Raw genomic sequence first — 26108 nt, 5'->3', positions numbered from 1 at the left:
GGAATAGCTCAGTTGGTAGAGCACGACCTTGCCAAGGTCGGGGTCGCGAGTTCGAGTCTCGTTTCCCGCTCCAGATTTAACATCACCCTCATTTCAGTCCGTTAGCCGGCTGTTTTACGTCGCGTGATTTTGATTGTTTCATGAAGGTTATCCACAGCACTGCACCCCATCATCTGCGCCTGTTACGGCGATCTGTAAATGGCTTTTGAACAGAGTTATCCACAACCTTGCAGGTTAACCGAAGCGATAGCCTCATTATTAAATAAACACAACTTTTATATAAGTTGTTGATATTTATCATTATGAAAATATTTCAATTTGTTATTTAACAGCAAAATCAGCGTTGTTGCAGTTGAATGACAACAGCTTTTTATTTTTATTCACAGCATGTGGAAAACGATAATTCGCGATCAAGCTGTTCAATCACGCATCACGCGGTAAACCCTTCTCTACTGCACGAACCAGGCGCTTCTGCTGGGCAGGTTGCACTTCAACCACGAGTTGCTCGCGTTTCTGCTGCTGCTGCGTGATTGCCCATAGAATATGTTCATCCAGCAGGTCACTTTCACCGAGTCGTTGTTCCAGTACCTGAACGATTTCGGGCGACCAGGGCGCGTTACCCAGCGCCACTGCAATATTACGCAGCCAGCGTAAATGACCAATGCGGCGAATCGCTGAGCCTTCAGTGATGCGTAAAAACTTCGCTTCATCCCATTGAAACAGATCGATCAGCTCAGGGGCGTGTAGCGCCGCTCGCGGTGAAAAGTCGCTTTCGTCACTGAGTTGTCCATAGCGATTCCACGGACAGATCAGCTGGCAGTCATCACAGCCATATATCCGGTTGCCCATCAGCGGGCGAAACTCTTCCGGGATCGCGCCTTCCAGCTCAATGGTGAGATAGGAAATACAGCGCCTGGCATCCACGACGTAGGGCTCAACGATCGCGCTGGTAGGGCAGATGGTCATGCAGGCGACACAGCGGCCACACTGCTCCTGCTGCGGTGTATCTATCGGCAGCGGAATATCGATCAGCAGTTCGCCGAGGAAAAACCATGAGCCTGCTTCCCGATTCAGTATCAGCGAATGTTTGCCGGTCCAGCCGAGTCCCGCTTTGGCTGCCAGCGGCCGCTCAAGCAGCGGGGCCGAATCCACAAACGGGCGAAAATTAAGCTCGCCACAATGCTGCTGGATCATTTCTCCGAGCTTTTTCAGTCGATTGCGCAATACTTTGTGGTAATCACGACCTAATGCATAACGGCTGACATAGCCCAGTTGGGGATTTTTCAACGTGCTGGCAAAGGCGGCTTTGGCCGGAAGGTAGTTCATGCGAACGCTGATAACGCGCAGCGTGCCGGGCAGCAGTTCATGAGGACGCGCCCGCATCATGCCGTGTCGCGCCATCCACTCCATCTCGCCATGATACTGCTTATCCAGCCACGCCTGCAGGCGCGGCTCTTCCGCACTGAGATCGGTATCGGTGATGCCGACCTGCTGAAAGCCGAGATCCAATCCCCACTGTTTAATCTGTTGTGCGAATTGATGAAGATCGAGAGGGTATGACATGAGTAACCAGGATTCGAAGAAAAACAGCCGCAGTTTACCATATTCTGTCTGGCCTGCGCAGGCTGTGGCCCGGCTTGAGCAACAGGGGGCCGATGCGCTCGGCATTACGCTGTATGAGCTGATGCTGCGTGCCGGACAGGCCGCTTACGAGCATCTGACTGCGCACTGGCCAGAGGCCAGCCACTGGCTGATTCTGTGTGGCCACGGCAATAACGGTGGCGATGGTTATGTGCTGGCGCGACTGGGACAGGCGGCGGGCAAAACCGTTACGCTGCTGGCGTGCGAAAGTGAAAAAGCGTTGCCGGAAGAGGCGCAGCGTGCACGGGACGCGTGGCTGGATGCGGGCGGTGAAATTCATGCGGCCGATGCGGCCTGGCCAGAGCAGATCGATGTGATTGTGGATGCGCTGCTGGGAACCGGCAGTCATCGTGCGCCCGAAGAACCCTATGCCACGCTGATCCAGCAGGCGAACGCTCATGCGGCGCCGAAACTTGCCATTGATATGCCTTCCGGCTTATCAGCCCGCAATGGCACCGCGCCCGGTGAGGTAATTAATGCCAGCCATACGCTGAGTGTGGTTGCTCTTAAACCGGGCCAGATCACTGGCAAAGCGCGAGATTACATTGGAGAGCTTTACTATGCCGATCTCGGGATGGCCGCTTTTCTGGCGGGCGAAGGGGCTCCCATCGCGCGTTATGATGCCAGCGCATTAACCCGCTGGCTCAAGCCGCGCAAACCAACCTCGCACAAGGGCAGTCATGGCCGGCTGCTGGTAGTGGGGGGCGATGCCGGTACCGCTGGCGCGGTACGGATGACGGCCGAAGCGGCGTTGCGCAGCGGTAGTGGGTTGGTGCGAGTACTTACTCACAAAGATAATATTATTCCGATCCTGACCGCCCGGCCCGAAATTATGGTCGATGAACTGACCGATGAGCGCCTGACGGAGGCGCTGGAGTGGGCCGATGTCATTGCGATAGGGCCCGGTCTGGGTCAGCGCGACTGGGGAAAGCGGGCGCTGAAGCGGGTAGCGAGCAGTGAAAAGCCGATGCTTTGGGACGCGGATGCACTTAACCTGCTGGCAATCAGTGCGGAGAAACGTCAGAATCGCATTATTACGCCGCATCCTGGTGAAGCGGCGCGTTTGCTGAATACCGAGACCAGTGAAATTGAGAGTGACCGCTTACATGCAGCGCAGACATTGGCGCAGCGTTATGGTGGTGTAGTGGTACTGAAAGGTGCCGGTACGCTGATTGCCAGCGAGCAGGGTGAAATGGCCTTTGCTGACGTGGGCAATGCCGGTATGGCCTCCGGCGGTATGGGCGATCTCCTGAGTGGAATCATCGCCTCGCTGGTGGGCCAGAAACTGACGCTGTTTGATGCGGCCTGCGCCGGCTGCGTTGCACATGGTGCCGCGGCCGATGCGGTCGCTGCGGAACGTGGTACGCGCGGTATGCTGGCAACTGATTTACTGGATCTGCTGTGGCAGTTTGTTAATCCTGAGATGAATAAAGAAGCATGAAGACCTGTGTTATCTCTTTGCCCGATGAGGCGGCTACGCTCAGTTTGGGCGCTCAGCTGGCGCGCGCCTGTGGCAGCGCGGCAGTGATTTATCTCTATGGCGATCTGGGGGCGGGTAAAACCACCTTCAGCCGCGGCTTTCTGCAGGCGCTGGGCCATCAGGGCAACGTCAAAAGCCCTACTTACACGCTGGTTGAGCCTTACACGCTGGACGACCGCACACTTTATCACTTCGACCTCTATCGTCTTGCCGATCCTGAAGAGCTTGAATTCATGGGCATCCGCGACTATTTCAGCGGCGATGCTATCTGCCTGGTTGAATGGCCGCAGCAGGGCGCCGGTTTTCTGCCGCCGCCCGATCTCACGCTAACGCTGCGTTACGTGGGTGAGGCGCGTGAAGCGGAACTGACGGCACAATCCTCGTCGGGCCAGCAATGGCTTGAACAATTTGGTCAGGGCAGGGATCAGGCATGATGTCACGGATGAAAATAGCGCTGGTGACACTGTTGCTGCTGGTCTGTACACCCCTGTTTGCCGCCACCCTGTCGGATATCAAAGTCGCCAATGGCGACAGCCAGGCAACCATCACCCTGAACTTTGCCGGACAACCTGTCTATGGCTTCTTCCCGCTGCGCAATCCTGACCGTGTGGTGCTTGATGTGCGCCAGAGCGGCGTGGTTCAGGGGCTGCCGTTAAATTTCAGCGGCGAAAACATCGTAAAGCGAATTCGCACCAGCACCCCGAAAGATAAACAGAGCGTGCGGCTGGTGTTTGAGCTGACGCAGGCGGGTAAAACCCGGGCGGTCACCCAGCGCAATGGCAACAGCTACAGCGTGGTCTTCACCATTACCGGTAAGCCACCTGCTGTTACGCGCAGTGTGCCTGCGCCGGTAACGGCCCCGGCGCGCGTGCCCACCCAGAGTGCCGCAGCGGCTAACCCCTTTAATTCGAATCCGGTGACGTCCGTGACCAGCACAGCCAGCACCGTGAGTCCTGGCCGGGCCGTCAGCCAGAATGATACCGTGATTGTGGCGATTGATGCCGGACATGGCGGTCAGGATCCCGGCGCTATCGGGCAGCGCGGACTGAAAGAGAAGAACGTCACGATCGCAATTGCACGTAAACTGCGGGTGTTGCTGAATAACGATCCGATGTTCAAAGGCGTCCTGACGCGTGATGGCGACTATTTTATCTCGGTTATGGGCCGCTCCGACGTGGCGCGTAAAGCCAACGCCAACGTGCTGGTTTCAATTCATGCTGACGCCGCGCCGAGCCATGCGGCGACCGGTGCATCGGTCTGGGTATTATCAAACCGCCGGGCCAATAACGAGATGGCTAACTGGCTGGAGCAGAAAGAGAAACAGTCTGAGCTGCTGGGCGGCGCAGGTGACCTGCTGGCTAACAGTCAGGCCGACCCCTACCTCAGCCAGGCGGTACTTGACCTGCAATTCGGTCACTCGCAGCGGGTCGGTTATGACATCGCCCAGAAAGTGTTGCAGCAGATGCGCAGCGTGACGTCGCTGCATAAACGTCTGCCTGAGCATGCCAGTCTTGGCGTGCTGCGTTCACCCGATATTCCTTCTTTGCTGGTGGAAACCGGCTTTATCAGTAATTCCTCGGAGGAGCGACTGCTTGGCAGTAGCGCACACCAGGATAAGATTGCGCAGTCGATCTATAAAGGTCTGCGCACTTATTTCCTGGCGCACCCGCTGCAATCCATCCCAAAGGAGGAAAACCGGCCGCTGGGCTCGTCGCCAGCGGTTAACGTCGCCAGCAACCCGGCGACCGGGGTGACGCAATATACCGGCGTAACTCAGCGCCATACGGTAACGCGCGGTGAGACACTTTCCGGGATTGCCGCGAAGTATGGCGTCAGCATGGCGACCCTGCGTGAGATGAACACCCTGAAGCGGGATGTGGTATGGGTCGGACAGCGGTTGAAAGTGCCGGCCAGTGCGGCCGCCAGCCGCACCACGCGCGCCACGCCACGCGGCGTTGTGCGTCATAAAGTGGTCGTGGGTGATTCACTGACCGGCATTGCCGCACATTATGGCGTCAGCCCGAAAGCGATAATGCAGACCAATAATCTGAAATCGACCAACGTCATGTTGGGGCAGAACCTGAAAATCCCTGCATCCTGATTGTTTGCCCGGCCGCTGCGCCGGGCGGCCAGCTAAAAGGAAAACCATGCCGATACAAATTTTACCGCCCCAACTGGCAAACCAGATTGCGGCGGGTGAAGTGGTTGAACGTCCTGCATCGGTTGTAAAAGAGCTGGTGGAGAACAGCCTGGATGCTGGTGCAACGCGCATTGACGTTGATATTGAAAAGGGGGGCGCAAAGCTTATCCGCATTCGTGACAACGGCTGCGGCATCGTGAAAAGCGAGCTGTCGATGGCGCTGGCCCGACACGCCACCAGTAAAATCGCCTCACTGGATGACCTGGAAGCGATCATGAGCCTGGGTTTTCGCGGTGAAGCGCTCGCCAGTATCAGTTCTGTCTCCCGCCTGACCTTAACCTCACGTACCGCCGATCAAACCGAAGCCTGGCAGGCCTATGCGGAAGGGCGTGATATGACGGTAACGGTTAAACCGGCTGCGCATCCGTGTGGGACCACGCTCGAAGTGCTGGATCTGTTTTATAACACCCCGGCGCGCCGCAAATTTATGCGCACAGAGAAAACCGAGTTCGGTCATATCGACGAAGTGATCCGTCGTATTGCACTGGCGCGTTTTGATGTCGCGCTTTCACTGAGCCACAACGGCAAAATGATGCGTCAGTATCGGGCGGTCAGCGAGGAGAGCCAGCGCGAACGGCGACTGGCAGCTATCTGCGGCACCACGTTTATTCAGCATGCGCTGCGAATTGACTGGCAGCATGATGATCTCTCGCTGCGCGGCTGGGTCGCCGATCCCGCCGGTTCGCGCCAGGTCACCGAGTTACAATATTGCTACGTCAATGGCCGGATGATGCGTGACAAGCTGATTAATCACGCTATCCGCCAGGCTTTCCAGACCCAGCTCCAGGATGACCAGCAGCCCGCTTATGTGCTCTATCTGGAGATCGATCCGCATCAGGTGGATGTCAACGTTCACCCGGCCAAGCATGAAGTGCGTTTTCATCAGTCACGCCTGGTGCATGATTTTATTTATCAGGGCGTGGTCAGCGCGTTACAGGCGATAGCGTCACCCATTTTGCCTGCGCTGCAGGCAGAAGAAGCCGCACCGCGCTGGCAGCCGGAAAACCGTCAGGCGGCGGGGGGGAATCATTTTGCGCAGCCTGCAGCGCCCGCCAGCGAGAATCAATCTTCAGCCTCCACGCGGCAAACACCGCCCGCAGCGGCGCCGGCCTGGCAAAACAAAGAGAACGTGTATCGTCAGCGTGAAGGCGCGGTTTATCAGCAGTTGCTGAAAACGCCTGTCAGCGCCACGCCGCCGCCAAAAAACCGTGAACCGGCACCGCGTCCGGCCGAAAAACCCTCGCCGCTGGCCGCGCATGCCCAGAGCTTTGGCCGGGTACTGACCGTGTTGCAAAACCACTATGCGCTGCTGGAGCAGGATCAGAAGTTAATGCTGATGGCGCTGCCGGTCGCGGCGCGCTGGCTGAAACAGGCGCAGCTTGAACCGGGTGAGGAAGGGCTTAAACCGCAACCCCTGCTGATTCCGGTGCGGCTCAAAATCGCCCTGGATGAACGGCAGGCCGCAAAAGAAAAGAGCAGCCTACTCAATCAGATGGGTATTGATCTTCAGCCCGAAGGTGACCACGTGACCTTACGCGCGGTGCCTTTACCGTTACGAACACAAAATTTACAAATCTTGATTCCTGAGCTGTTAGGCTATCTCGCCCGGCAGCAGGAGATCTCTGCGACGCAACTGGCCCAGTGGCTGGCGCGGCGTCAGGATACAGAGTCCTCCGACTGGAATCACTCACAGGCGATCAACCTGCTGGCAGAGCTTGAACGGCTTTGCCCACAGCTGCTGAAATCGCCGCCTTCAGGCTTATTACAGCCCATAGAGATTGAGAGCGCGATCAACGCGTTGAAGCATGAGTGAATTAAACCAGGCTGGCCGGCCAAAGGCTATTTTTTTGATGGGACCCACGGCTTCTGGCAAGACTGCTTTAGCAATTGAATTGCGTAAGCGGTTACCAGTGGAACTAATCAGCGTAGACTCTGCCTTAATCTATCGTCAGATGGATATTGGTACGGCGAAACCGTCGGCTGAGGAGTTAGCAGTGGCACCCCATCGTCTGCTCGACATTCGCGATCCCGCTGAAGCCTATTCGGCAGCGGAGTTCCGGCGGGATGCTTTAGCAGAAATGGCGGATATCGTTGAAGCCGGACGAATACCGTTGCTTGTTGGTGGAACCATGCTCTACTTCAAGGCGTTACTTGAAGGATTGTCGCCGTTGCCCTCGGCCGATCCCGACGTTCGTCAGCGGATAGAGCAAACGGCGCGTGAAAAAGGCTGGGAAGCTTTACACCGCCAGCTGTGTGAAATCGACCCGGTTGCCGGCAGTCGTATTCATCCGAATGATCCGCAGAGACTTTCGCGAGCACTGGAAGTTTTTTTTATTTCGGGTAAAACTTTAACGGAACTGACAAAAACATCCGGTGAAGCGTTACCCTACGACGTGCAACAGTTTGCCATCGCCCCCGCGAGCCGTGAATTGCTGCACCAGCGCATCGCGTTGCGTTTTGAGCAGATGTTGGCGTCAGGATTTGAAGCGGAGTCTCGGGCCCTTTTTGCACGAGGTGATTTGCATACGGACATGCCTTCCATTCGTTGTGTTGGCTATCGTCAGATGTGGTCTTATTTATCGGGCGAAATCGATTACAGCGAGATGGTTTATCGGGGAATTTGCGCAACCCGGCAGCTTGCTAAGCGACAGATGACCTGGTTACGCGGTTGGGAAAATGTTCACTGGCTTGACAGTGACGAGCCCCAGCTGGCGCGTGATACAGTGTTACAGGTTCTTAGTGCGAAGCATGGGTGATTGTGTACAATTGATGGGTTATCGTGCGCAAATTTTTACGCAGTTTTTTCAGAACCATAGGTTCTACTTGCAACAAACAACAAGCATATAAGGAAAAGATAGAATGGCTAAGGGGCAATCATTACAAGACCCGTTTTTGAACGCACTGCGTCGTGAACGTGTTCCGGTTTCGATTTATCTGGTTAACGGTATTAAGTTGCAGGGTCAGATTGAGTCATTTGATCAGTTCGTCATTTTGTTGAAAAACACGGTGAGTCAGATGGTGTATAAGCACGCCATTTCTACCGTTGTTCCTTCACGCCCGGTTTCTCACCATAGCAATAATACCGGTGGCGGCAGCAACAATTACCATCATGGCGGCAGCAACACAACTGCGCAGCCACAGCCACAACAAGACGGTGATAACGCAGAATAACGCGTCACCGTACAGCCAGGAACGGAGAACAGCGGTTTTCCGTCCTGGTCTTTTATTTAGCGAGGTTATAGCTTGTTTGACCGTTATGAAGCCGGTGAGCAGGCCGTACTGGTACACATCTGGTTCTCCCAAGACAAAGAAGTAGAAGATTTGCAGGAGTTTGAAACCCTGGTCTCTTCTGCTGGCGTTGAGGCGCTGCAAGTGGTTACTGGCAGCCGCAAAGCGCCACACCCCAAGTATTTTGTCGGTGAAGGAAAGGCCGTTGAAATTGCCGATGCGGTAAAAACAACAGGAGCATCGGTCGTATTATTCGATCATGCCCTTACGCCCGCTCAGGAAAGAAACCTCGAGCGCCTGTGCGAATGCCGGGTCATTGATCGCACCGGTTTAATTCTGGATATCTTTGCCCAACGCGCACGTACCCACGAAGGTAAATTGCAGGTTGAGCTGGCACAGCTGCGCCATCTTGCGACACGTCTGGTGCGCGGCTGGACCCACCTTGAACGCCAGAAAGGCGGGATTGGTTTACGTGGCCCGGGTGAAACGCAGTTAGAAACGGACCGCCGGCTGTTGCGCGGCCGTATCAGTCAGATTTTGTCTCGTCTTGAGCGAGTTGAAAAACAGCGTGAACAGGGACGTCAGTCACGCGCCAAAGCGGATGTGCCAACGGTTTCGCTGGTGGGTTACACCAACGCCGGCAAGTCGACCCTCTTTAACGCTATGACCTCCGCCAATGTCTTTGCCGCAGACCAGCTGTTTGCGACGCTCGACCCCACACTGCGCCGTTTGAATGTTGCTGATGTCGGGGACGTGGTACTGGCGGACACGGTAGGCTTTATTCGCCATCTTCCTCACGATTTGGTTGCCGCTTTTAAAGCCACGCTGCAGGAGACTCGTCAGGCGACGCTGTTAATGCACGTGATTGATGGGGCTGACCTTCGCGTCACGGAAAATATCGCCGCCGTCGATGCCGTACTGGAAGAGATTGAAGCGGACGAAATCCCGACGTTACTGGTGATGAATAAAATCGATATGCTCGACGGATTCGAACCACGTATCGATCGTAACGAAGAGAACCTGCCTATCCGCGTCTGGCTTTCCGCCCAGACAGGCGCAGGCATTCCGTTGCTATGGCAGGCGCTGTCTGAGCGTCTGGCGGGTGAAATAGCCCAGCACGCATTACGTCTGCCACCGGAAGCGGGGCGACTTCGCAGCCGTTTCTATCAGCTGCAGGCGATTGAGAAAGAGTGGAATGAAGAAGACGGCAGTGTAGGATTGCAGATACGTATGCCCATTATTGAGTGGATGCGTTTATGTAAGCAGGAACCGTCGCTGACCAGTTACATTGTTTGATATTGCCCAAACGCATTTACCTTAAAAATTGAAGATTGTCGCACTTTCTTTGCATACCCGAATACGCTGGCGTTACCCGAGTATTTTGGATTTCAGCAAGGCGGCAACTGAGTGAATCCCCGGGAGCTTACGCAGGTAAGTGACCGGGGTGAGCGAAGGCAGCCAACACCGCTGCAATCCGAAAGCTGAAGGGTAAAAATCGTAATTACAATAAATGGAGTAGAAACATGGCGTGGAATCAGCCCGGAAATAACGGACAGGACCGCGACCCGTGGGGAAGCAGCAATAATCAAGGCGGCAACTCTGGGGGGAATAAGGGAGGACGGGAATCCGGGCCTCCTGATCTGGATGATATCTTCCGTAAGCTGAGCAAGAAGCTTGGTGGACTGGGCGGTGGCAAACAGAACGACAACGGTCAGCGCGGCTCCGGCAGCGGTGGCAAAATTGTTGGTATCGTGGCTGTTGCTGCTGTAGTCATCTGGGCTGCAAGCGGTTTCTACACCATCAAAGAAGCGGAACGTGGCGTGGTGACGCGCTTCGGTAAATTCAGTCATCTGGTCGAACCCGGCCTGAACTGGAAGCCGACATTCGTTGATCAGGTGCGTGCGGTTAACGTTGAATCGGTGCGCGAACTGGCTGCTTCTGGCGTCATGCTGACTTCGGATGAGAACGTGGTGCGCGTGGAGATGAACGTGCAGTACCGCGTGACCGATCCGGAACGTTATCTTTATGCTGTGACCAGCGCGGACGACAGCCTGCGTCAGGCTACTGACAGCGCACTGCGCGGCGTGATTGGTCGCTCTACCATGGACCGCATCCTGACCGAAGGTCGTACCGTGGTGCGTAGCGATACCCAGCGTGAAATCGACGAGACGATTCGCCCTTATAACATGGGGATCGCGGTGCTGGACGTCAACTTCCAGGCTGCACGTCCGCCGGAAGAGGTGAAGTCTGCATTTGATGACGCGATTGCCGCACGCGAAAACCGCGAGCAGTACGTTCGTGAAGCCGAAGCTTACGCCAACGAAGTTCAGCCTCGTGCTAACGGCCAGGCGCAACGTATTCTGGAAGAGGCACGCGCTTACAAAGAGCGTACCGTGCTGGAAGCGCAGGGTGAGGTGGCGCGTTTCGCCAAGATTCTGCCTGAGTATAAAGCTGCACCCGAAATCACCAAAGAGCGTCTCTATATCGAGACCATGGAGCGTGTGCTGAGCCATACCCGCAAAGTACTGGTTAACGATCGGGGTAATAACCTGATGGTGCTGCCGCTGGATCAACTGATGCGTGGCGGTCAGACTTCATCGGGCCAGAATGGTCAGAAAGGCGCGAATGGTTCTTCGCTGCCTGCGCGCTCCGATAGCAGTGCCAGCCGCAATGAAACGTCGTCATACAGTCCGGACAATATCATGGATCAGCGTCGGGCAAATGCTCAGCGCAGCGACAGCCAGCGCGAAGGGAGAGAGTAATCGATGCGTAAGCCAATAGTATTTTTAATCATTGTCGTGCTGGTGGCGCTCTATGCGTCCCTGTTTGTGGTGCAGGAAGGGCAGCGAGGCATTGTTCTGCGCTTCGGTAAAGTCCTGCGCGATGGCGAAAACAAGCCGCAGGTGTTTGAGCCGGGTCTGCATTTCAAGATTCCATTCCTGGAAACGGTTAAAACGCTGGATGCGCGTATCCAGACCATGGATAACCAGGCCGATCGCTTCGTCACCAAAGAGAAGAAAGATCTGATCGTAGACTCCTACATCAAGTGGCGTATCAGCGACTTCAGTCGCTACTACCTGGCCACCGGTGGCGGTGATGTCTCTCAGGCGGAAGTGCTGCTGAAACGTAAGTTCAGTGACCGCTTGCGTTCTGAAATGGGCCGTCTGGATGTGAAAGATATCGTAACGGACTCTCGTGGTCGTCTGACTACCGATGTGCGTGACGCGCTGAATACCGGCTCTGCAGGCAACGATGATGAAATCGCAACCCCTGCGGCTGATGACGCGATTGCCAGTGCAGCGGCCCGTGTCGAGCGTGAAACCAACAGCAGCGAGCCAGCACCAAACCCGAACAGTATGGCGGCGTTAGGTATTCAGGTGGTGGATGTTCGCATCAAGCAGATCAACCTGCCGACTGAAGTGTCTGATGCGATCTTCAACCGTATGCGTGCTGAGCGTGAAGCGGTAGCGCGTAGCCAGCGTTCACAGGGTCAGGAAGAGGCGGAAAAACTGCGCGCCCAGGCCGATTACCAGGTCACCCGTACTCTGGCTGAAGCCCAGCGTGAAGCGCTGATTACACGCGGTGACGGTGATGCGGAAACGGCGCGGTTGTTTGCCGATTCGTTCAGCAAAGATCCTGACTTCTACGCCTTTATTCGTAGCCTGCGTGCCTATGAAAACAGCTTCAATAGCGATCAGGATGTGATGGTGTTAAGCCCGGATAGCGACTTCTTCCGATATATGAAGGCGCCCTCTAACGCGACACGCTAAGAACTGATATAACCTGTGGGCCGACAATGTTGTCGGCCCTTTTTTTTGGGTATCAGAATGAAAACAAGCATCTGGATGGCGCTGGCGCTGGTGTTAGTGCTGGAAGGGTTGGGACCAATGTTTATGCCGCGCGCCTGGCGACGCATGATCCTGACGATGACGCGGTTGCCCGATCGTCTGCTGCACCGCTTTGGTGGAGGACTGGTCGTTGCTGGCATGGTGATTTACTGCATGCTCAGCCTGCACGGCAACCTCTGAGGCTGACGTTCAGACCGGCTAAATTGTGCCTTTCAACGCTATTATCCCCAACATGTTGTAGTGATCAAAACTCAGGCAAAAAAGCGCGCAATCGTATGCTAAAAGTGCTGAAAACCACGGGATCAGATGGTAGAATCCTTTTTTAAGCAATCGGTGATTTTGAGAAATGGGTAAGAACGTCGTCGTACTGGGCACCCAATGGGGTGACGAAGGTAAAGGTAAGATTGTAGACCTTCTGACTGAGCGCGCGAATTACGTTGTGCGTTATCAAGGCGGCCACAATGCGGGCCACACGCTTGTCATCAACGGTGAAAAAACCGTCCTCCACCTGATCCCTTCTGGCATTCTGCGCGATAACGTCACCAGCATCATTGGTAACGGCGTAGTGCTCTCTCCTGAAGCCTTAATGAAAGAGATGAAAGGCCTGGAAGCGCGCGGGATTCCGGTACGTGAACGTCTGCTGATTTCTGAAGCCTGTCCGCTGATCCTGCAATATCATGTTGCGATGGATATGGCGCGTGAACGTGCTCGTGGCGCCAAAGCGATTGGTACCACGGGGCGTGGCATCGGACCGGCTTATGAAGATAAAGTCGCTCGCCGTGCCCTGCGCGTCAGCGACCTGTTTAACAAAGAAACCTTTGCTGCCAAGCTGAAAGAAGTGGTCGATTTCTACAACTTCCAGCTGGTGGAGTACTACAAAGAGCCGGCAGTCGACTTCGATAAAGTGCTGAGTGATGTGATGGAAGTCGCTGACATCATCACTGGCATGGTCGTTGACGTCTCTGAACTGCTGGACGTCGCGCGTAAGCGTGGCGATCTGATTATGTTTGAAGGGGCGCAGGGTACGCTGCTGGATATCGATCACGGTACCTATCCGTACGTGACCTCATCCAACACCACCGCAGGTGGCGTAGCGACCGGTTCAGGCATTGGCCCGCGTTATGTCGACTACGTGCTGGGTATTGTGAAAGCTTACTCAACCCGCGTTGGTGCAGGCCCGTTCCCGACCGAGCTGTTCGATGAAACCGGCGAATTCCTCTGTGCGCAGGGTAATGAGTTTGGTGCGACCACCGGTCGTCGTCGTCGTACCGGCTGGCTGGATGCGGTAGCGGTTCGCCGCGCGGTCCAGATCAACTCCCTGTCAGGTTTCTGCATGACCAAGCTGGACGTGCTGGATGGCCTGAAAGAGGTGAAGATCTGTGTGGCTTATCGTATGCCTGATGGCCGCGAAGTGACCACCACGCCACTGGCGGCAGAGAACTGGGAAGGCATTGAGCCGATCTACGAAACCCTGCCAGGCTGGAGTGAGACAACGTTTGGCGTCAAGACGCTGGAAGGTTTGCCTCAGGCTGCGCGTGACTACATCAAGCGTGTGGAAGAGGTAACGGGTGTGCCGATTGATATCATCTCAACCGGCCCTGATCGTAGTGAAACAATGATTCTGCGCGACCCGTTCGACGCGTAATCATTCAGGCCGGACGCTGTCCGGCCCTTGTTTTTCCATTCTTTGATGCCACTTAACCTCCCTTCGCTTGTCAAACCTTCTGCTGGCTTAAAAAAGCGCACGGCCAGACAGACTCTGGTTTATCATCGTAGCTAATCGAATGGCGATCCGATTTAATCCTGGCATCAATCACAGGGCGAATAAGGTCATGCCGCGCCTGAAGGTTCACTGAGGTTACTGTGCAGCTCACGAGTTTTACTGATTATGGCTTACGGGCACTGATTTATCTGGCATCGTTGCCGGAAGGTCAGCAGACCAATATTACGGAAGTGACGAACACTTATGGTTTGTCCCGTAATCATATGGTCAAAATTATCAATCAGCTGAGCCGGGCGGGCTATGTCGCCGCAACGCGTGGTAAAAACGGGGGCATTCGTCTGGGTATGCCAGCTCGTCAGATTGTCATTGGCGATGTGGTACGTAAGATGGAACCACTACAATTAGTGGATTGTGCATCCTGTTCCATCACGCCAGCCTGTCGTCTGAAGCAGGCGTTACATGATGCGGTGCAGCGATTTTTGCAGGAGCTGGATAGCTATACGTTGGCAGATCTGGTCGAAGGAAATACACCACTTTATGAGATCATCTTGTCCAGATCGCCGGTGGAAATAAATATTAAATGACATCGGAGGAACCGCTATGTCAAAAGATCCTTTTCAGGATAGAGAAGCTGAAAAATACGAAAACCCTATTCCGAGCCGTGAATTTATTCTGGCTCTGTTAGAAAAACGTGAAAAACCGGCCAGCCGCGAAGAGCTGGCTGAAGAGATGAATCTGCAGGAAGAAGAACACCTTGAGGCGCTGCGTCGCCGCCTTCGCGCCATGGAGCGTGATGGTCAGCTGGTGTTCACCCGCCGTCAGTGTTATGCCCTGCCAGAACGTCTTGATCTCCTGCGCGGTAAAGTCATTGGCCACCGCGATGGCTACGGCTTCCTGCGGGCAGAAGGTCAGAAAGATGACCTCTACCTTTCCGCAGAACAGATGAAATTCTGTATGCACGGTGACGTGATCCTGGCGCAGCCGCTGGGTGCCGATCGCAAAGGCCGCCGCGAAGCGCGCGTGGTCCGGGTGCAGGAACCCCGCAACAATCAGATCGTTGGCCGTTACTTTACCGATGCCGGTGCTGGCTTCGTGGTACCGGACGACAGTCGCCTGAGTTTTGACATCCTCATCCCGCCTGAAGAGACGATGAATGCCCGCATGGGTTCCGTGGTGGTGGTTGAGCTGGTCCAGCGTCCGAACCGTCGCAGCAAAGCGATCGGAAAAATCGCCGAGATTCTGGGCGATGATATGGGTACCAGCCTGGCCGTGGATATGGCGCTGCGTACGCATGAAATCCCGCACACCTGGCCGCCGGAAGTGGAAGCTCAGGTCAGCAAACTGAAAGAAGAAGTCCCGGAAGAGGCCAAAAAAGGCCGCGTCGATCTGCGTAAGCTGCCGCTGGTCACCATCGATGGTGAAGATGCCCGTGACTTTGATGATGCTGTTTACTGTGAGAAGAAGCGCGGTGGCGGATGGCGTCTGTGGGTAGCTATCGCGGATGTCAGCTATTACGTCCGTCCGGGCACCCCACTGGATGACGAAGCGCATCAGCGCGGAACCTCGGTCTACTTCCCGTCGCAGGTTGTGCCGATGCTGCCGGAAGTGCTGTCGAATGGCTTATGTTCGCTTAACCCGCAGGTCGATCGCCTCTGTATGGTGTGCGAGATGACCATCTCGACCAAAGGTAAACTGACCGGCTTCAAGCACTACGAAGCGGTGATGAACTCCCATGCGCGTCTGACCTACAACAAAGTCTGGAACATTCTGCAGGGCGACAAAGAGCTGCGCCAGCAGTATGCGCCGCTGGTTAAAGACCTTGAAGAGCTGAACAACCTCTATCATGCGCTGGAAACCGCTCGTGAAGAGCGCGGCGGTATCTCGTTTGAAACGGAAGAGGCGAAGTTTATCTTCAACGCCGAGCGCCGTATTGAGCGTGTTGAGCGCGTGTCACGTAATGACGCCCATAAGCTGATCGAAGAGTGCATGATCCTGGCGAACATCGCCTCGGCACGCTTCGTTGAGAAAAATCAGGAACCGGCGCTGTTCCGCGATCACGATCGTCCGACCGACGAAAGCATCAAGAGCTTCCGTACGGTGCTCAACGAGCTGGGACTGAGCCTGCCTGGCGGCAATAAACCGCAGCCAATCGACTATGCGGCGCTGCTGAAGCAGGTTGCCGATCGTCCTGATGCGGAAATGCTGCAAACCATGCTGCTGCGTTCGATGAAGCAGGCCGTTTACGACCCGGAAAACCGCGGTCACTTTGGTCTGGCACTCTCGTCGTATGCGCACTTTACCTCGCCAATCCGTCGTTACCCGGATCTGACGCTGCATCGCGCCATCAAATATCTGCTGGCAAAAGAGCAGGACGAAGGTAAAGGCCTGGTACAGCGCGCCATTAAATACCTGATGCCGAGAGATCGCAGCGTCGCCAAAGATATGACGACAGCAACCGGCGGCTATCACTACGACATGCCGCAGATGCTGCAACTGGGCCTGCACTGTTCCCTGACCGAACGCCGCGCCGATGAAGCGACCCGTGACGTCGCGGACTGGCTCAAGTGTGACTTCATGCAGGATCAGGTTGGCAACGTCTTCAACGGCGTCATTTCCAGCGTGACCGGATTTGGCTTCTTTGTACGCTTAAGCGATCTGTTCATTGATGGTCTGGTCCACGTTTCGACGCTCGACAACGATTACTACCGTTTTGACCCGGTAGGTCAGCGTCTGATCGGTGAATCGGGCGGTCGCACCTATCGTCTGGGTGATACGGTTGAAGTGCGTGTTGAAGCCGTCCATATGGATGAGCGTAAAATCGACTTTGCCCTGATCTCCAGCCAGCGTCAGGTACGTGGTGAAGGCAAAACCGCACGCGACCGGGCGAAGCGTGACGACAAAGCGCCAGCGAAACGCCGTCGTGATGCGAGCAAGAAGTCCAACTTCGAGCCGGACGCCGCTTTCCGGGGCGACAAGGGCAAGCCCGCCGCTGCAAATACCGAGAATAAAAGTAAAAACGTCTCGGAAAAAACCCGTAAAATCGCCGCCGCCACCCGGGCGAAGCGCGCCAGAAAAAAGGCGCAGCCTGACTGATGCGCGCACCCGCCCTTTCTCACTGAGAAAGGGCGGATGCGCGCACCCGCCCTTTCTCACTGAGAAAGGGCGGTCATTCATTCATTTCCAAACACTGAGCAGATCGATGAGCGAAATTATTTTTGGTATCCATGCCGTGCAGGCGCTGCTGGAACGTGATCCACAACGATTCCAGGAAGTCTTTATCCTCAAAGGCCGCAACGATCGTCGCCTGCAACCCGTGGTCGCCGCGCTGGAAGCTCAGGGGGTCGTGATTCAGCTGGCCGAGCGCAAGTGGCTCGACAGCCAGGTTGAAGGCGGTGTACATCAGGGTATTGTGGCGCGGGTAAAACCGGGTCGTCAGTATCAGGAAGGCGACCTGCCGGATCTGCTGCAGAGCCTGGACAAACCCTTCCTGCTGGTGCTGGACGGGGTCACCGATCCGCACAATCTGGGTGCCTGCCTGCGCAGTGCCGATGCGGCCGGTGTGCACGCGATTATCGTGCCGAAAGATCGCTCTGCGCCCCTGAATGCAACGGCCAAAAAAGTGGCCAGCGGCGCGGCAGAGAATGTGCCGTTGATCCGCGTCACCAACCTGGCACGTACCCTGCGTCTGCTGCAGGAGTACAACATCTGGGTTGTCGGTACCGCAGGTGAAGCTGACCATACCGTCTTCCAGAGCAAAATGACCGGTCCGATGGCGCTGGTGATGGGCGCGGAAGGGGAAGGCATGCGTCGTCTGACCCGTGAGCATTGCGATGAGCTGATCAGCATTCCGATGGCCGGCAGCGTCTCTTCGCTGAATGTTTCGGTTGCTACGGGTGTCTGCCTGTTTGAAGCGGTGCGTCAGCGCAACGCCTGATCCCCGATGTGATCCTCGCCACAAATTAGTTTCTGTACCAGGCATAACTGCGCGTCATTCGTATATACCCAAAGGATTTCGGGTTGCATTGAGGCGGCAAGAGAACGAATCCCGATGAGCTTACATGAGTAAGTGATTCGGGTGAGTGAACGCAGCCAACAAAAATGCAGCTTGAAAGGCGACGGGTATACTTACTGAGTGACATCCGCGAGGAGTGGTTATGACCTGGACAACACACACCGTTTTTAATCAGCCCCATCCTCTGAGCAACAGCAACCTGTTCCTGTCTGATACGCCACTCGGCGAGGCACTGTCACGCGAAGGCGCCGGATGGGATCGGGAGTGGCTGGCTTCGGTAGGCCGACAGCTGGGCAGCGCCGAGTCGCTGGAACTGGGCCGGCTCGCCAACGCGGAGCCACCTGAACTGCTGCGCTTCGACGCCCGCGGCGTACGGATGGATGAAGTCCGTTTTCACCCCGCCTGGCACCTGCTGATGCAGGGTGTCTGCGCCAGCCGCCTGCATAATCTCAGCTGGCATCCCACAGTACGTGAACAGGCCAGCGTGGCGCGCGCTGCGCGCTTTATTCTGCATGCGCAGGTTGAAGCGGGCACGCTTTGCCCGGTGACCATGACGCACGCGGCCATTCCACTGCTGCAGACTTATCTGCCCGCCGCGTTTGAAGGCTGGCTCGATCCGCTGCTCAGCGATCGTTACGACACCCATGCGCAGCCCGGCGACCAGAAACGGGGTCTGCTGATTGGTATGGGCATGACGGAAAAACAGGGCGGCAGCGATCTGCTCACCAGCACCACCCGGGCCGAGCCGCTGGGCGCGCGCGGCCCAGGTGAAGCCTACCGGCTGACCGGCCACAAATGGTTCTTCTCGGTGCCGCAGAGCGATGCACATCTGGTGCTGGCGCAGACGCCCGCCGGATTAAGCTGCTTCTTCCTGCCGCGCCTGTTGCCTGACGGGTCACGCAACGCCATCCAGCTTGAGCAGCTTAAAGATAAGCTGGGTAATCGCTCAAATGCCAGTTGTGAGGTGGAGTTTCGCGATGCGACCGGCTGGCTGCTGGGAGAAGAGGGCGAAGGCGTGCGGCTCATCCTTAAAATGGGCGGTATGACGCGCTTCGACTGCGCACTCGGCAGTCATGGTCAGATGCGGCGTGCATTCTCGGTGGCACTCTGGCATGCACATCAGCGCCAGGTGATGGGGAAAAACCTGGTGGATCAGCCGCTGATGCGTCAGGTTCTGGCACAGCAGGCGCTGCAGCTGGAGGGACAAACCGCGCTGCTGATGCGGCTGGCGCGCGCCTGGTCACAACCGGCAAAACCGCATGAGGTCACGTTTGCCCGCTTATTCACTCCGGCTGCAAAATATCAGATCTGCAAAGCGGGTGCCCCGTTCGTCGCGGAGTCGATGGAAGTGCTGGGGGGCATCGGCTACTGCGAAGCGAGCGAGCTGCCGCGCCTCTATCGTGACATACCGGTCAACAGCATCTGGGAAGGGTCGGGCAACGTGATGTGTCTTGACGTACTGCGCGTGCTCACCCGTCAGGCAGAGGTTTCGGAGATGCTGAGTCAGGAATTTGAAGCGGTGAAAGGGAGTAATCGTCATTTCGATGCGCGCTGGCGTCAGTTACGGCTGCGAATAAGCAAAGTCCCCGAAGAGCAGGCGCGCGAGGTGACCCGCACGCTGCTGCAGCTTGCGACCGGCGCTCAGCTACTGAAATATGGCGAACCGCCGCTGGCGGATGCATGGTGCCAGCAGTGGCTCGATCGGCGTGGCTCCCGCCCGCTTGAGACAGCAATCACAGACCGTTTACTGGCCCGTGCCTGTGGCAGGTGATGCGCCGTAAAGAATCGCGCTGGCGTACCAGAGACCGGGCATTACCGTTTCACTCAGCGCCACGATCTGATAGTAAGCCGCACCGGCCTGGTTAGCCCGGGTGGCCACGGCCCGCCCGGCATCATCCGGTGAGCCACGCACGTTAACGGTAATATTGCCCAGCTTTGGCAAACCGCCACTCTGCGCCCGTGAAATCTCCTGCGCCTGTTGCGTCGGCGCGGGCGGTGCTTTTGGCGTGGTCTCAAGCGCGGAACAGCCTGCCAGCAGCAGGCTTATCACCAGTAAATAAGCGAAACGCATAGCAAAACCCTCTTTCAGGACGAAGCATTAAGTGTAGCCATCGCCCTGAATGACGTCAGGATTTAAGGCTGAATACGCTGACCAGCTGGGTCAGGTGATGCCCTTTATCACTCAGGTTCTGCGCGCTGTTTTCCGCCTGTGTCACCAGTTCGCTGTTCTGGTGAGTCGCCTGGCTGATCTGGTTCATCGCCAGATTAACCTGGCCGATGCCTGCCGCCTGCTGCTGCGCCGCCACGTTGATCTCGCCCATCAGCGCCTGCACCTGCTCGATGTGGGTCACAATGTCGCTCATCGCATCGCGCGTCTGCTCAGATAACTGATGGCCCTCCGCCACGTTGCTGATGGAAGTCGCAATCAGTCCATCAATCTCTTTAGCGGCCTGCGCAGAACGCTGTGCCAGCGCACGCACTTCTGCGGCCACCACGGCAAAGCCACGGCCCTGTTCCCCGGCACGTGCCGCTTCAACGGCGGCATTCAGCGCCAGGATATTGGTCTGGAAGGCGATCGACTCAATCACGTGGGTGATATCAGCAATGCTTTGTGATGAAACCTTAATCGCCGACATGGTGTTGACCGAGCGCACCACCGTCTGGCTGCCGTGACTGACGATATCGCTGGCTTCGGCCACCAGTGACATCGCCTGACGCAGGCTGTCTGCGGTGTGTTCAACCGTCGCGCCAAACTGCTCCATGCTGGCAGAGGTCTGCTCCACGCTGCTGGCCTGACGCCCGATCTGCTCGCTGATGTTATGACTGCTGGCCGCGATGGTGTCTGTGCCGTCGCTGATCTCCTGCGCCGCGCCGCGTACCTGGCTGACGATTTTCTCCAGACCATCGCCAATGCCGTTGATCGCAACGATCAACTGGCCCACTTCATCGCGACGCTGGGTATCCATATGGACCTGCAGATTCCCGGCGGCATATTGCTCCGCCAGATGGATCACCTGCTGCAGCGGACGGGTAATCGCCCGACGGCTGTACCAGACAAACCCCAGCGCAAAGACCACCACCAGAATCAGTCCGGTTATCAGGAACAGGTTACGGCTATGCGTAATCGGGGCGAGCAGGCTTTCACGGTTAACTTCGCCGGCGATCACCCAGTTCCAGCCCGGCAGCTGCTGCCAGGCCAGAATCTGGTGCTCGCCGTTGATCTCTGCCTGCAGCATGCCCTGCGGCTGAGTCAGCAGCGGCTGGAGTGTCGCGCTATCCCAGGCAGGTCGTTTTCCTTCGTCGTGCTGATCGAACAGATACTCTCCCTGCGTCTTACCGGGGGTGCCGTTGAGCACAAAGAAATGACCACTATCACCCAGCTTGCGTGCCAGGATTTTTTCACGCATCAGCGCATACTGCTTATCAATGCCAACGCCGACAAACAGGATGGCGACAACCTTGCCACTCTCATCTTTTACCGGCTGATATTGTGTGATGTAGCGATGGCCGAACAGCGTCGCCAGCCCCTGATAGACGTCGCCCTGACTGACGCTTTTCCAGGCGGCGCCGTTGCGGTCAAGCTGCGTACCGATTGCGCGACTGCCATCCTGCTTTTTCAGCGAGGTAGAAATACGGATAAAATCATCGCCGTCACGCACAAAAATGGTCGCCACGGCGGCGGTGCGTTCGGTGAAATCGTCTACCGCGGTCTGGTCAAGGTTCAGCGTTTTTAACCCGGCGCGCAGCACCGGCGTCGAAAAGGCACCGACCTGCACCCGGGAGCCTTCATCCAGGCTAAAGCGCTTAGGCAGGAAGCTGGTAAACAGACTGGTGTAGTGAGCCACCTCTTCGGTGAGAGTGGCGTTGAACATGGTGGCCATTTCACTGATGCCCTGCACCTGGTTTTGCATGTCATCGATGGCGAGATTTTCCAGCTGCCGCGAAGCGGTGTGGCTCTGGGTTAGCGTCAGAACCAGCAACAATAACGCTACGCTGAGAGACGTCAGTACAGACAGCTTAACTCCAAGACTCAGGCCGCTGAGAGAGAGACGCTTCATAAATTACCTTTGATCAAGTTAGGGGGACACAACATCAACGGCAAAGAGCGGGAAAAGTTTAGGCCGAAATCTGGCGACTAAACGCAGCAGGGGATTTCGTAAATTAACCCGCAGACGTACACTCAATCGGCACGCCTTGCCCCTTCTCAGGAGAGACCATGATTGAACTCACCACAGAAACGCTGGCCGGTATCGAATGCCTGCACGCCACGCCTGTCGGACAACGGCATCAGCCACTGCCCACCGTGCTGTTTTATCACGGCTTTACCTCTTCAAAAGAGGTCTACGCCTACTTCGCTGTCGCGCTGGCACAGGCGGGATTCCGGGCGGTGATGCCGGATGCAGAACTGCACGGCGCGCGCTATCACGGTGATGCCGATGCACGCCTTGGTCGCTTCTGGGAGATTCTGAAACAGAACATTGATGAGCTGCCGCAGCTGGAATCGGCGCTGCGCGCTGACGATCTGATCGCCGGCGAGCGCCTTGCGGTGGCGGGCGCGTCGATGGGCGGCATGACGGCGCTGGGCGCGATGGCGCGTTATCCGCAGATTCAGAGCGTCGCCTGCCTGATGGGATCGGGCTATTTTATGCAGCTCAGTCAGTCGCTCTTTCCGCCGCTGGTAGCCGACACGCCTGAGCAGCAAGCGCAGTTTGCTGCCCGCATGGCACCGCTGGCCGACTACGATCCCTGCAACCGGCTGGAGGCACTGGCAAACCGTCCGCTGCTGTTGTGGCATGGTGAGGCGGATGAGGTGGTGCCCTGGGCGGAGAGCATACGGCTGGAGAGGGCGCTGCGTGACAACGGGCTGGCGCAGCATCTGACTTCGCTGTCTGAAAAACAGATTGGACATAAGATCACGCCATCAGCATTGACGGCGCTGGTCAGCTTTTTTAAACAGCAGCTATAAAAATGAGCGGGCGGAGAGTGGATCTGCCGCCCGTAAATTTACCGGCACTTACCAGTGCGCAGACGATTTTTCTGCTGCTCTGGCAGGCGCGTTGACCGGATTCTTTTGTGGCGCATCCAGCCGATTAACGTAGATATAACCCGATGCCGCTTCGCTGCTGTGACTTCTTATCTGCTGCGCATAGTCAGCATTGCTGGCAAGAGCGGGTGGAGACAGGAAGAGACCCAGTAAAGTGGCGATGACGAACGTTTTCATGCCCGACTCCTCACTTCAGGGAACACACTCTGTTAGACGCCGATAAGCCAAACCGTAGCGTCTGCATTAAGTTTAGCGACTGTGCACATTATCGCCAGATCGTCCGCCTGAACCTCTTTATCAGCTTTTTTGAACCTTTCCTGCTTAACGCGCTGTATTCACATGATTAGCACGAAAAGCTACCGTATATGGCACGCCGGATGGCATTTGTTGAAATGTGCGCTTGAGTTTAGCCGTCGCCGCCAGTATGATTACGCGTCAATTTTTCAGCCGCATTCTCAGGCTGTGTCCCACAAACGCTCGTCACAACGAACCTTTGTGGGACACAGCCTATAACGTTCCTTGCTTCCATGGGCCGCGGTTGACCCCGACAGGAGGCTGAATAATCCGTAAGGAGCAATTTCGATGCGTCATTACGAAATCGTATTTATGGTTCATCCTGACCAGAGCGAACAGGTTCCTGGCATGATCGAGCGTTACACTGGTGCTATCACTGGTGCAGAAGGCACGATTCACCGTCTGGAAGACTGGGGCCGCCGTCAGCTGGCTTACCCGATCAATAAACTGCACAAAGCGCATTACGTTCTGATGAACGTTGAAGCGCCGCAGGAAGCGATCGATGAGCTGGAAACGAACTTCCGCTTCAACGACGCCGTTATCCGTAGCATGGTTATGCGCGTTAAAAACGCGGTAACTGAAGCATCGCCGATGGTTAAAGCGAAAGATGAGCGTCGTGATCGTCGCGAAGATTTTGCTAACGAATCCGCTGATGAGTCAGATGCTGGGGATTCTGAAGAGTAATCCATCGTGACGGTTAATCGACTTCGCCTGTCTGGCACTGTGTGCAAGACGCCGGTTCGAAGAGTTAGCCCGTCAGGAATTCCTCACTGTCAGTTCGTGCTTGAGCACCGCTCAGTGCAGGAGGAGGCCGGGTTTCACCGGCAAGCCTGGTGTCGTATGCCGGTTATTATCAGCGGCAGCGCCCATCAGGTGATTACTCAACATATAACGGTCGGCACGCAACTCACACTCGACGGTTTCATTAGTTGCCATCAGGCACGAAATGGCCAGAGCAAAGTGGTGTTCCATGCCGAGCAGATTGAATTGATAGATTCTGGAGACTAGCCTAATGGCACGTTATTTCCGTCGTCGCAAGTTCTGCCGTTTCACCGCGGAAGGCGTTGTTGAGATCGATTACAAAGACATCGCAACGTTGAAAAACTACATTACCGAAAGCGGTAAAATTGTCCCGAGCCGTATCACCGGTACTCGTGCAAAATACCAGCGTCAGTTGGCTCGCTGCATCAAGCGTGCGCGTTACCTGTCTCTGCTGCCGTACACTGATCGTCATCAGTAATCGGCAACTGTCCATTAACGACTTTAAGAGGATAAGGTAATGCAAGTTATTCTGCTTGATAAAGTAGCAAACCTTGGCACCCTGGGTGATCAGGTTAACGTTAAAGCGGGCTACGCTCGTAACTTCCTGGTACCACAGGGCAAAGCTGTTCCTGCTACCAGGAAAAACGTTGAGTTCTTCGAAGCACGCCGTGCTGAACTGGAAGCCAAACTGGCTGACGTTCAGTCTGCAGCAACTGCACGCGCTGAGAAAATCAATGAACTGGGCACTGTAACCATCACGTCTAAAGCGGGCGATGAAGGTAAACTGTTCGGTTCAATCGGTGCCCGCGACATCGCTGATGCAGTGACTGCAGCTGGCGTTGAAGTGGCTAAGAGCGAAGTTCGTCTGCCGAACGGCGTTCTGCGCACTACCGGTGAGCATGAAGTAAGCTTCCAGGTTCACAGCGAAGTATTCGCGAAACTGAACGTGAAAGTAGTTGCTGGTTAATCTTTATTAACTGAGCACGACACAAACGCCGGCCCTGTGCCGGCGTTTTTGTTTTTGTGCCTTTCAATCGCCGCTGTTCGCGTTACTGCGCGCGAATAAAGCTGCCGTCTGGCTGACGTGTAAACAGCACCGGACCGTTTGCGCCCTCCACCGTCAGACCTGTTACCGCCCCCTGCGCATCCTGACGGATTTTCACCTGCTGACCACTTTTCAGTGAGCTGAGTGGCTGATCGCTGCCTTCCACCCGCGCCATCGCAAACACATCATTGACCGGCAGACTATTATCACGAAACAGCTGCGCCAGCGTCTGACCGGAAGCGATGGTCAGATTGCGCCACTCGCCCTGAGAATCGGCTTTTGGCGTCTGCTGAGACGGTGAGGATGACGGCTGGCGGCTACTGTTGTTCTCATAAATATCCGCCTGCATCGGCACCTCTTTCTCCGTCTGGGGTGCGACCGGCTGCTCGACCGGATAGCGCAGCGTGCTGGCGGGCCAGAGAAACGCCACCAGCATCACCAGCAGTGCGGCCACAATGCCACGGCGGTGCAGCGCAGGCAGCGGGTCCATCCAGCGAATGTGGTCGGTAAAATGCCAGATACGCTGAAGCCATGTCGGCAGGCGGGATGACGTGTCTGAAGCCATTCGGGGTTCCTCCTCTCCGGCAGGCTGCTTTAGCCTGCGTGCGGCCAGCCAGGTCTGCAGCCGGGATACAAGATATTTTGCACGCATCCTGCGGCGTCGTGGGGCTATCTGGCCCATGTTTGCTCTCTTATTCGTGTGCTACAGAGGGGGTGATCCCCCCCGATAGTTATAGTATGGGCAATACCGGCGCGAAGTGCCTGCCAGCATTGATAAAATTGACGGCTCTATTGTTTCTCTTTCCCCGGCAAAAGTCATCTGCGATGCAG

The 26108-nt window shown here is 56.1% G+C and carries 25 protein-coding genes; 20 read left to right on the top strand and 5 right to left on the bottom strand.

Features of this window, described 5'->3' with window-relative positions; all coding sequences use genetic code 11:
* Positions 1 to 423 precede the first annotated feature (423 nt).
* Positions 424 to 1563 carry a tRNA epoxyqueuosine(34) reductase QueG gene (gene queG / locus HFD94_RS13535; RefSeq protein ID WP_010256097.1) on the bottom strand — a complete coding sequence of 380 codons (1140 nt, stop codon included), beginning with the start codon at positions 1561 to 1563 and terminating at the stop codon, positions 424 to 426.
* Here queG and nnr point away from each other — a divergent pair.
* From nnr to HFD94_RS13460, 15 genes are all read left to right on the top strand, one after another.
* Complete coding sequence (nnr, locus tag HFD94_RS13530) at positions 1562 to 3082, top strand: bifunctional ADP-dependent NAD(P)H-hydrate dehydratase/NAD(P)H-hydrate epimerase (RefSeq protein ID WP_167433203.1); 1521 nt, start codon at positions 1562 to 1564, stop codon at positions 3080 to 3082. The two genes, queG and nnr, sit on opposite strands and share 2 nt — an antisense overlap.
* Positions 3079 to 3555, top strand: a complete 477-nt coding sequence (tsaE, locus tag HFD94_RS13525; RefSeq protein WP_010256103.1) for a tRNA (adenosine(37)-N6)-threonylcarbamoyltransferase complex ATPase subunit type 1 TsaE — start codon at positions 3079 to 3081, stop codon at positions 3553 to 3555. Before nnr ends, tsaE begins: the two co-directional genes overlap by 4 nt.
* A complete protein-coding gene (amiB, locus tag HFD94_RS13520; protein ID WP_122889555.1) occupies positions 3552 to 5222 on the top strand; it encodes an N-acetylmuramoyl-L-alanine amidase AmiB in 1671 nt (556 codons plus the stop codon). Before tsaE ends, amiB begins: the two co-directional genes overlap by 4 nt.
* A gap of 46 nt (positions 5223 to 5268) precedes the next feature.
* Positions 5269 to 7134: a DNA mismatch repair endonuclease MutL gene (gene mutL, locus HFD94_RS13515; protein WP_010699808.1), complete on the top strand. Its 1866-nt coding sequence runs from the start codon at positions 5269 to 5271 to the stop codon at positions 7132 to 7134.
* On the top strand, positions 7127 to 8077 hold the full coding sequence (gene miaA / locus HFD94_RS13510) for a tRNA (adenosine(37)-N6)-dimethylallyltransferase MiaA (protein WP_122889556.1): 951 nt from the start codon (positions 7127 to 7129) through the stop codon (positions 8075 to 8077). The genes mutL and miaA overlap by 8 nt, the downstream gene beginning before the upstream one ends.
* Before the next feature lie 103 nt (positions 8078 to 8180).
* Positions 8181 to 8492: an RNA chaperone Hfq gene (hfq, locus tag HFD94_RS13505; protein ID WP_010256116.1), complete on the top strand. Its 312-nt coding sequence runs from the start codon at positions 8181 to 8183 to the stop codon at positions 8490 to 8492.
* 72 nt (positions 8493 to 8564) lie between these two features.
* Positions 8565 to 9845, top strand: coding sequence for a ribosome rescue GTPase HflX (gene hflX / locus HFD94_RS13500; protein WP_010256119.1), 1281 nt, complete (start codon positions 8565 to 8567; stop codon positions 9843 to 9845).
* Positions 9846 to 10072: 227 nt separating this feature from the next.
* Positions 10073 to 11311 (top strand): FtsH protease activity modulator HflK, encoded by a 1239-nt coding sequence (hflK, locus tag HFD94_RS13495; protein WP_010699807.1) that lies wholly within the window; start codon positions 10073 to 10075, stop codon positions 11309 to 11311.
* A 3-nt stretch (positions 11312 to 11314) separates the two neighbouring features.
* Positions 11315 to 12319, top strand: coding sequence for a protease modulator HflC (gene hflC / locus HFD94_RS13490; RefSeq protein ID WP_010256123.1), 1005 nt, complete (start codon positions 11315 to 11317; stop codon positions 12317 to 12319).
* Positions 12320 to 12376: 57 nt separating this feature from the next.
* Positions 12377 to 12577 carry a DUF2065 domain-containing protein gene (locus HFD94_RS13485; RefSeq protein ID WP_010256126.1) on the top strand — a complete coding sequence of 67 codons (201 nt, stop codon included), beginning with the start codon at positions 12377 to 12379 and terminating at the stop codon, positions 12575 to 12577.
* A 166-nt stretch (positions 12578 to 12743) separates the two neighbouring features.
* Complete coding sequence (locus tag HFD94_RS13480; protein WP_010256129.1) at positions 12744 to 14042, top strand: adenylosuccinate synthase; 1299 nt, start codon at positions 12744 to 12746, stop codon at positions 14040 to 14042.
* A 218-nt stretch (positions 14043 to 14260) separates the two neighbouring features.
* Positions 14261 to 14704, top strand: a complete 444-nt coding sequence (gene nsrR, locus HFD94_RS13475) for a nitric oxide-sensing transcriptional repressor NsrR (RefSeq protein WP_010256130.1) — start codon at positions 14261 to 14263, stop codon at positions 14702 to 14704.
* Positions 14705 to 14720: 16 nt separating this feature from the next.
* Positions 14721 to 17213: a ribonuclease R gene (gene rnr / locus HFD94_RS13470; RefSeq protein ID WP_122889557.1), complete on the top strand. Its 2493-nt coding sequence runs from the start codon at positions 14721 to 14723 to the stop codon at positions 17211 to 17213.
* A gap of 106 nt (positions 17214 to 17319) precedes the next feature.
* Positions 17320 to 18054, top strand: coding sequence for a 23S rRNA (guanosine(2251)-2'-O)-methyltransferase RlmB (gene rlmB / locus HFD94_RS13465; RefSeq protein WP_122889558.1), 735 nt, complete (start codon positions 17320 to 17322; stop codon positions 18052 to 18054).
* A 220-nt stretch (positions 18055 to 18274) separates the two neighbouring features.
* The gene (locus HFD94_RS13460) at positions 18275 to 19903 is read left to right on the top strand and encodes an isovaleryl-CoA dehydrogenase (protein WP_167433202.1); all 1629 of its coding nucleotides are present in this window, start codon (positions 18275 to 18277) and stop codon (positions 19901 to 19903) included.
* Here HFD94_RS13460 and bsmA read toward each other — a convergent pair.
* The gene (gene bsmA, locus HFD94_RS13455) at positions 19877 to 20203 is read right to left on the bottom strand and encodes a biofilm peroxide resistance protein BsmA (RefSeq protein WP_033758911.1); all 327 of its coding nucleotides are present in this window, start codon (positions 20201 to 20203) and stop codon (positions 19877 to 19879) included. The genes HFD94_RS13460 and bsmA overlap by 27 nt on opposite strands.
* A gap of 55 nt (positions 20204 to 20258) precedes the next feature.
* A complete protein-coding gene (locus HFD94_RS13450) occupies positions 20259 to 22190 on the bottom strand; it encodes a methyl-accepting chemotaxis protein (RefSeq protein WP_010699801.1) in 1932 nt (643 codons plus the stop codon).
* A 158-nt stretch (positions 22191 to 22348) separates the two neighbouring features.
* Between HFD94_RS13450 and yjfP the strand changes: the two genes are divergently transcribed.
* Positions 22349 to 23098, top strand: a complete 750-nt coding sequence (gene yjfP, locus HFD94_RS13445; protein WP_167433201.1) for an esterase — start codon at positions 22349 to 22351, stop codon at positions 23096 to 23098.
* A 48-nt stretch (positions 23099 to 23146) separates the two neighbouring features.
* Here yjfP and HFD94_RS13440 read toward each other — a convergent pair whose 3' ends face one another.
* Positions 23147 to 23353: a hypothetical protein gene (locus tag HFD94_RS13440; RefSeq protein ID WP_167433200.1), complete on the bottom strand. Its 207-nt coding sequence runs from the start codon at positions 23351 to 23353 to the stop codon at positions 23147 to 23149.
* Between the two features lie 405 nt (positions 23354 to 23758).
* Between HFD94_RS13440 and rpsF the strand changes: the two genes are divergently transcribed.
* Genes rpsF through rplI form a run of 4 tightly spaced genes read left to right on the top strand, consistent with a single transcriptional unit; the run spans position 23759 to position 25199 of the window.
* The gene (rpsF, locus tag HFD94_RS13435) at positions 23759 to 24154 is read left to right on the top strand and encodes a 30S ribosomal protein S6 (RefSeq protein WP_003855334.1); all 396 of its coding nucleotides are present in this window, start codon (positions 23759 to 23761) and stop codon (positions 24152 to 24154) included.
* 6 nt (positions 24155 to 24160) lie between these two features.
* A complete protein-coding gene (gene priB / locus HFD94_RS13430; RefSeq protein WP_010256154.1) occupies positions 24161 to 24478 on the top strand; it encodes a primosomal replication protein N in 318 nt (105 codons plus the stop codon).
* Between the two features lie 4 nt (positions 24479 to 24482).
* Positions 24483 to 24710 carry a 30S ribosomal protein S18 gene (rpsR, locus tag HFD94_RS13425; protein ID WP_002210155.1) on the top strand — a complete coding sequence of 76 codons (228 nt, stop codon included), beginning with the start codon at positions 24483 to 24485 and terminating at the stop codon, positions 24708 to 24710.
* A 39-nt stretch (positions 24711 to 24749) separates the two neighbouring features.
* Positions 24750 to 25199 carry a 50S ribosomal protein L9 gene (gene rplI, locus HFD94_RS13420; protein WP_167433199.1) on the top strand — a complete coding sequence of 150 codons (450 nt, stop codon included), beginning with the start codon at positions 24750 to 24752 and terminating at the stop codon, positions 25197 to 25199.
* 82 nt (positions 25200 to 25281) lie between these two features.
* Here rplI and HFD94_RS13415 read toward each other — a convergent pair whose 3' ends face one another.
* The gene (locus HFD94_RS13415; RefSeq protein WP_153020899.1) at positions 25282 to 25959 is read right to left on the bottom strand and encodes a LysM-like peptidoglycan-binding domain-containing protein; all 678 of its coding nucleotides are present in this window, start codon (positions 25957 to 25959) and stop codon (positions 25282 to 25284) included.
* Positions 25960 to 26108 lie beyond the last annotated feature (149 nt).

Source organism: Pantoea sp. EKM20T (assembly GCF_011800485.1).
Classification (GTDB): Bacteria; Pseudomonadota; Gammaproteobacteria; order Enterobacterales; family Enterobacteriaceae; genus Pantoea; species Pantoea agglomerans.
This window is presented reverse-complemented; position numbering and strand designations above follow the sequence as displayed.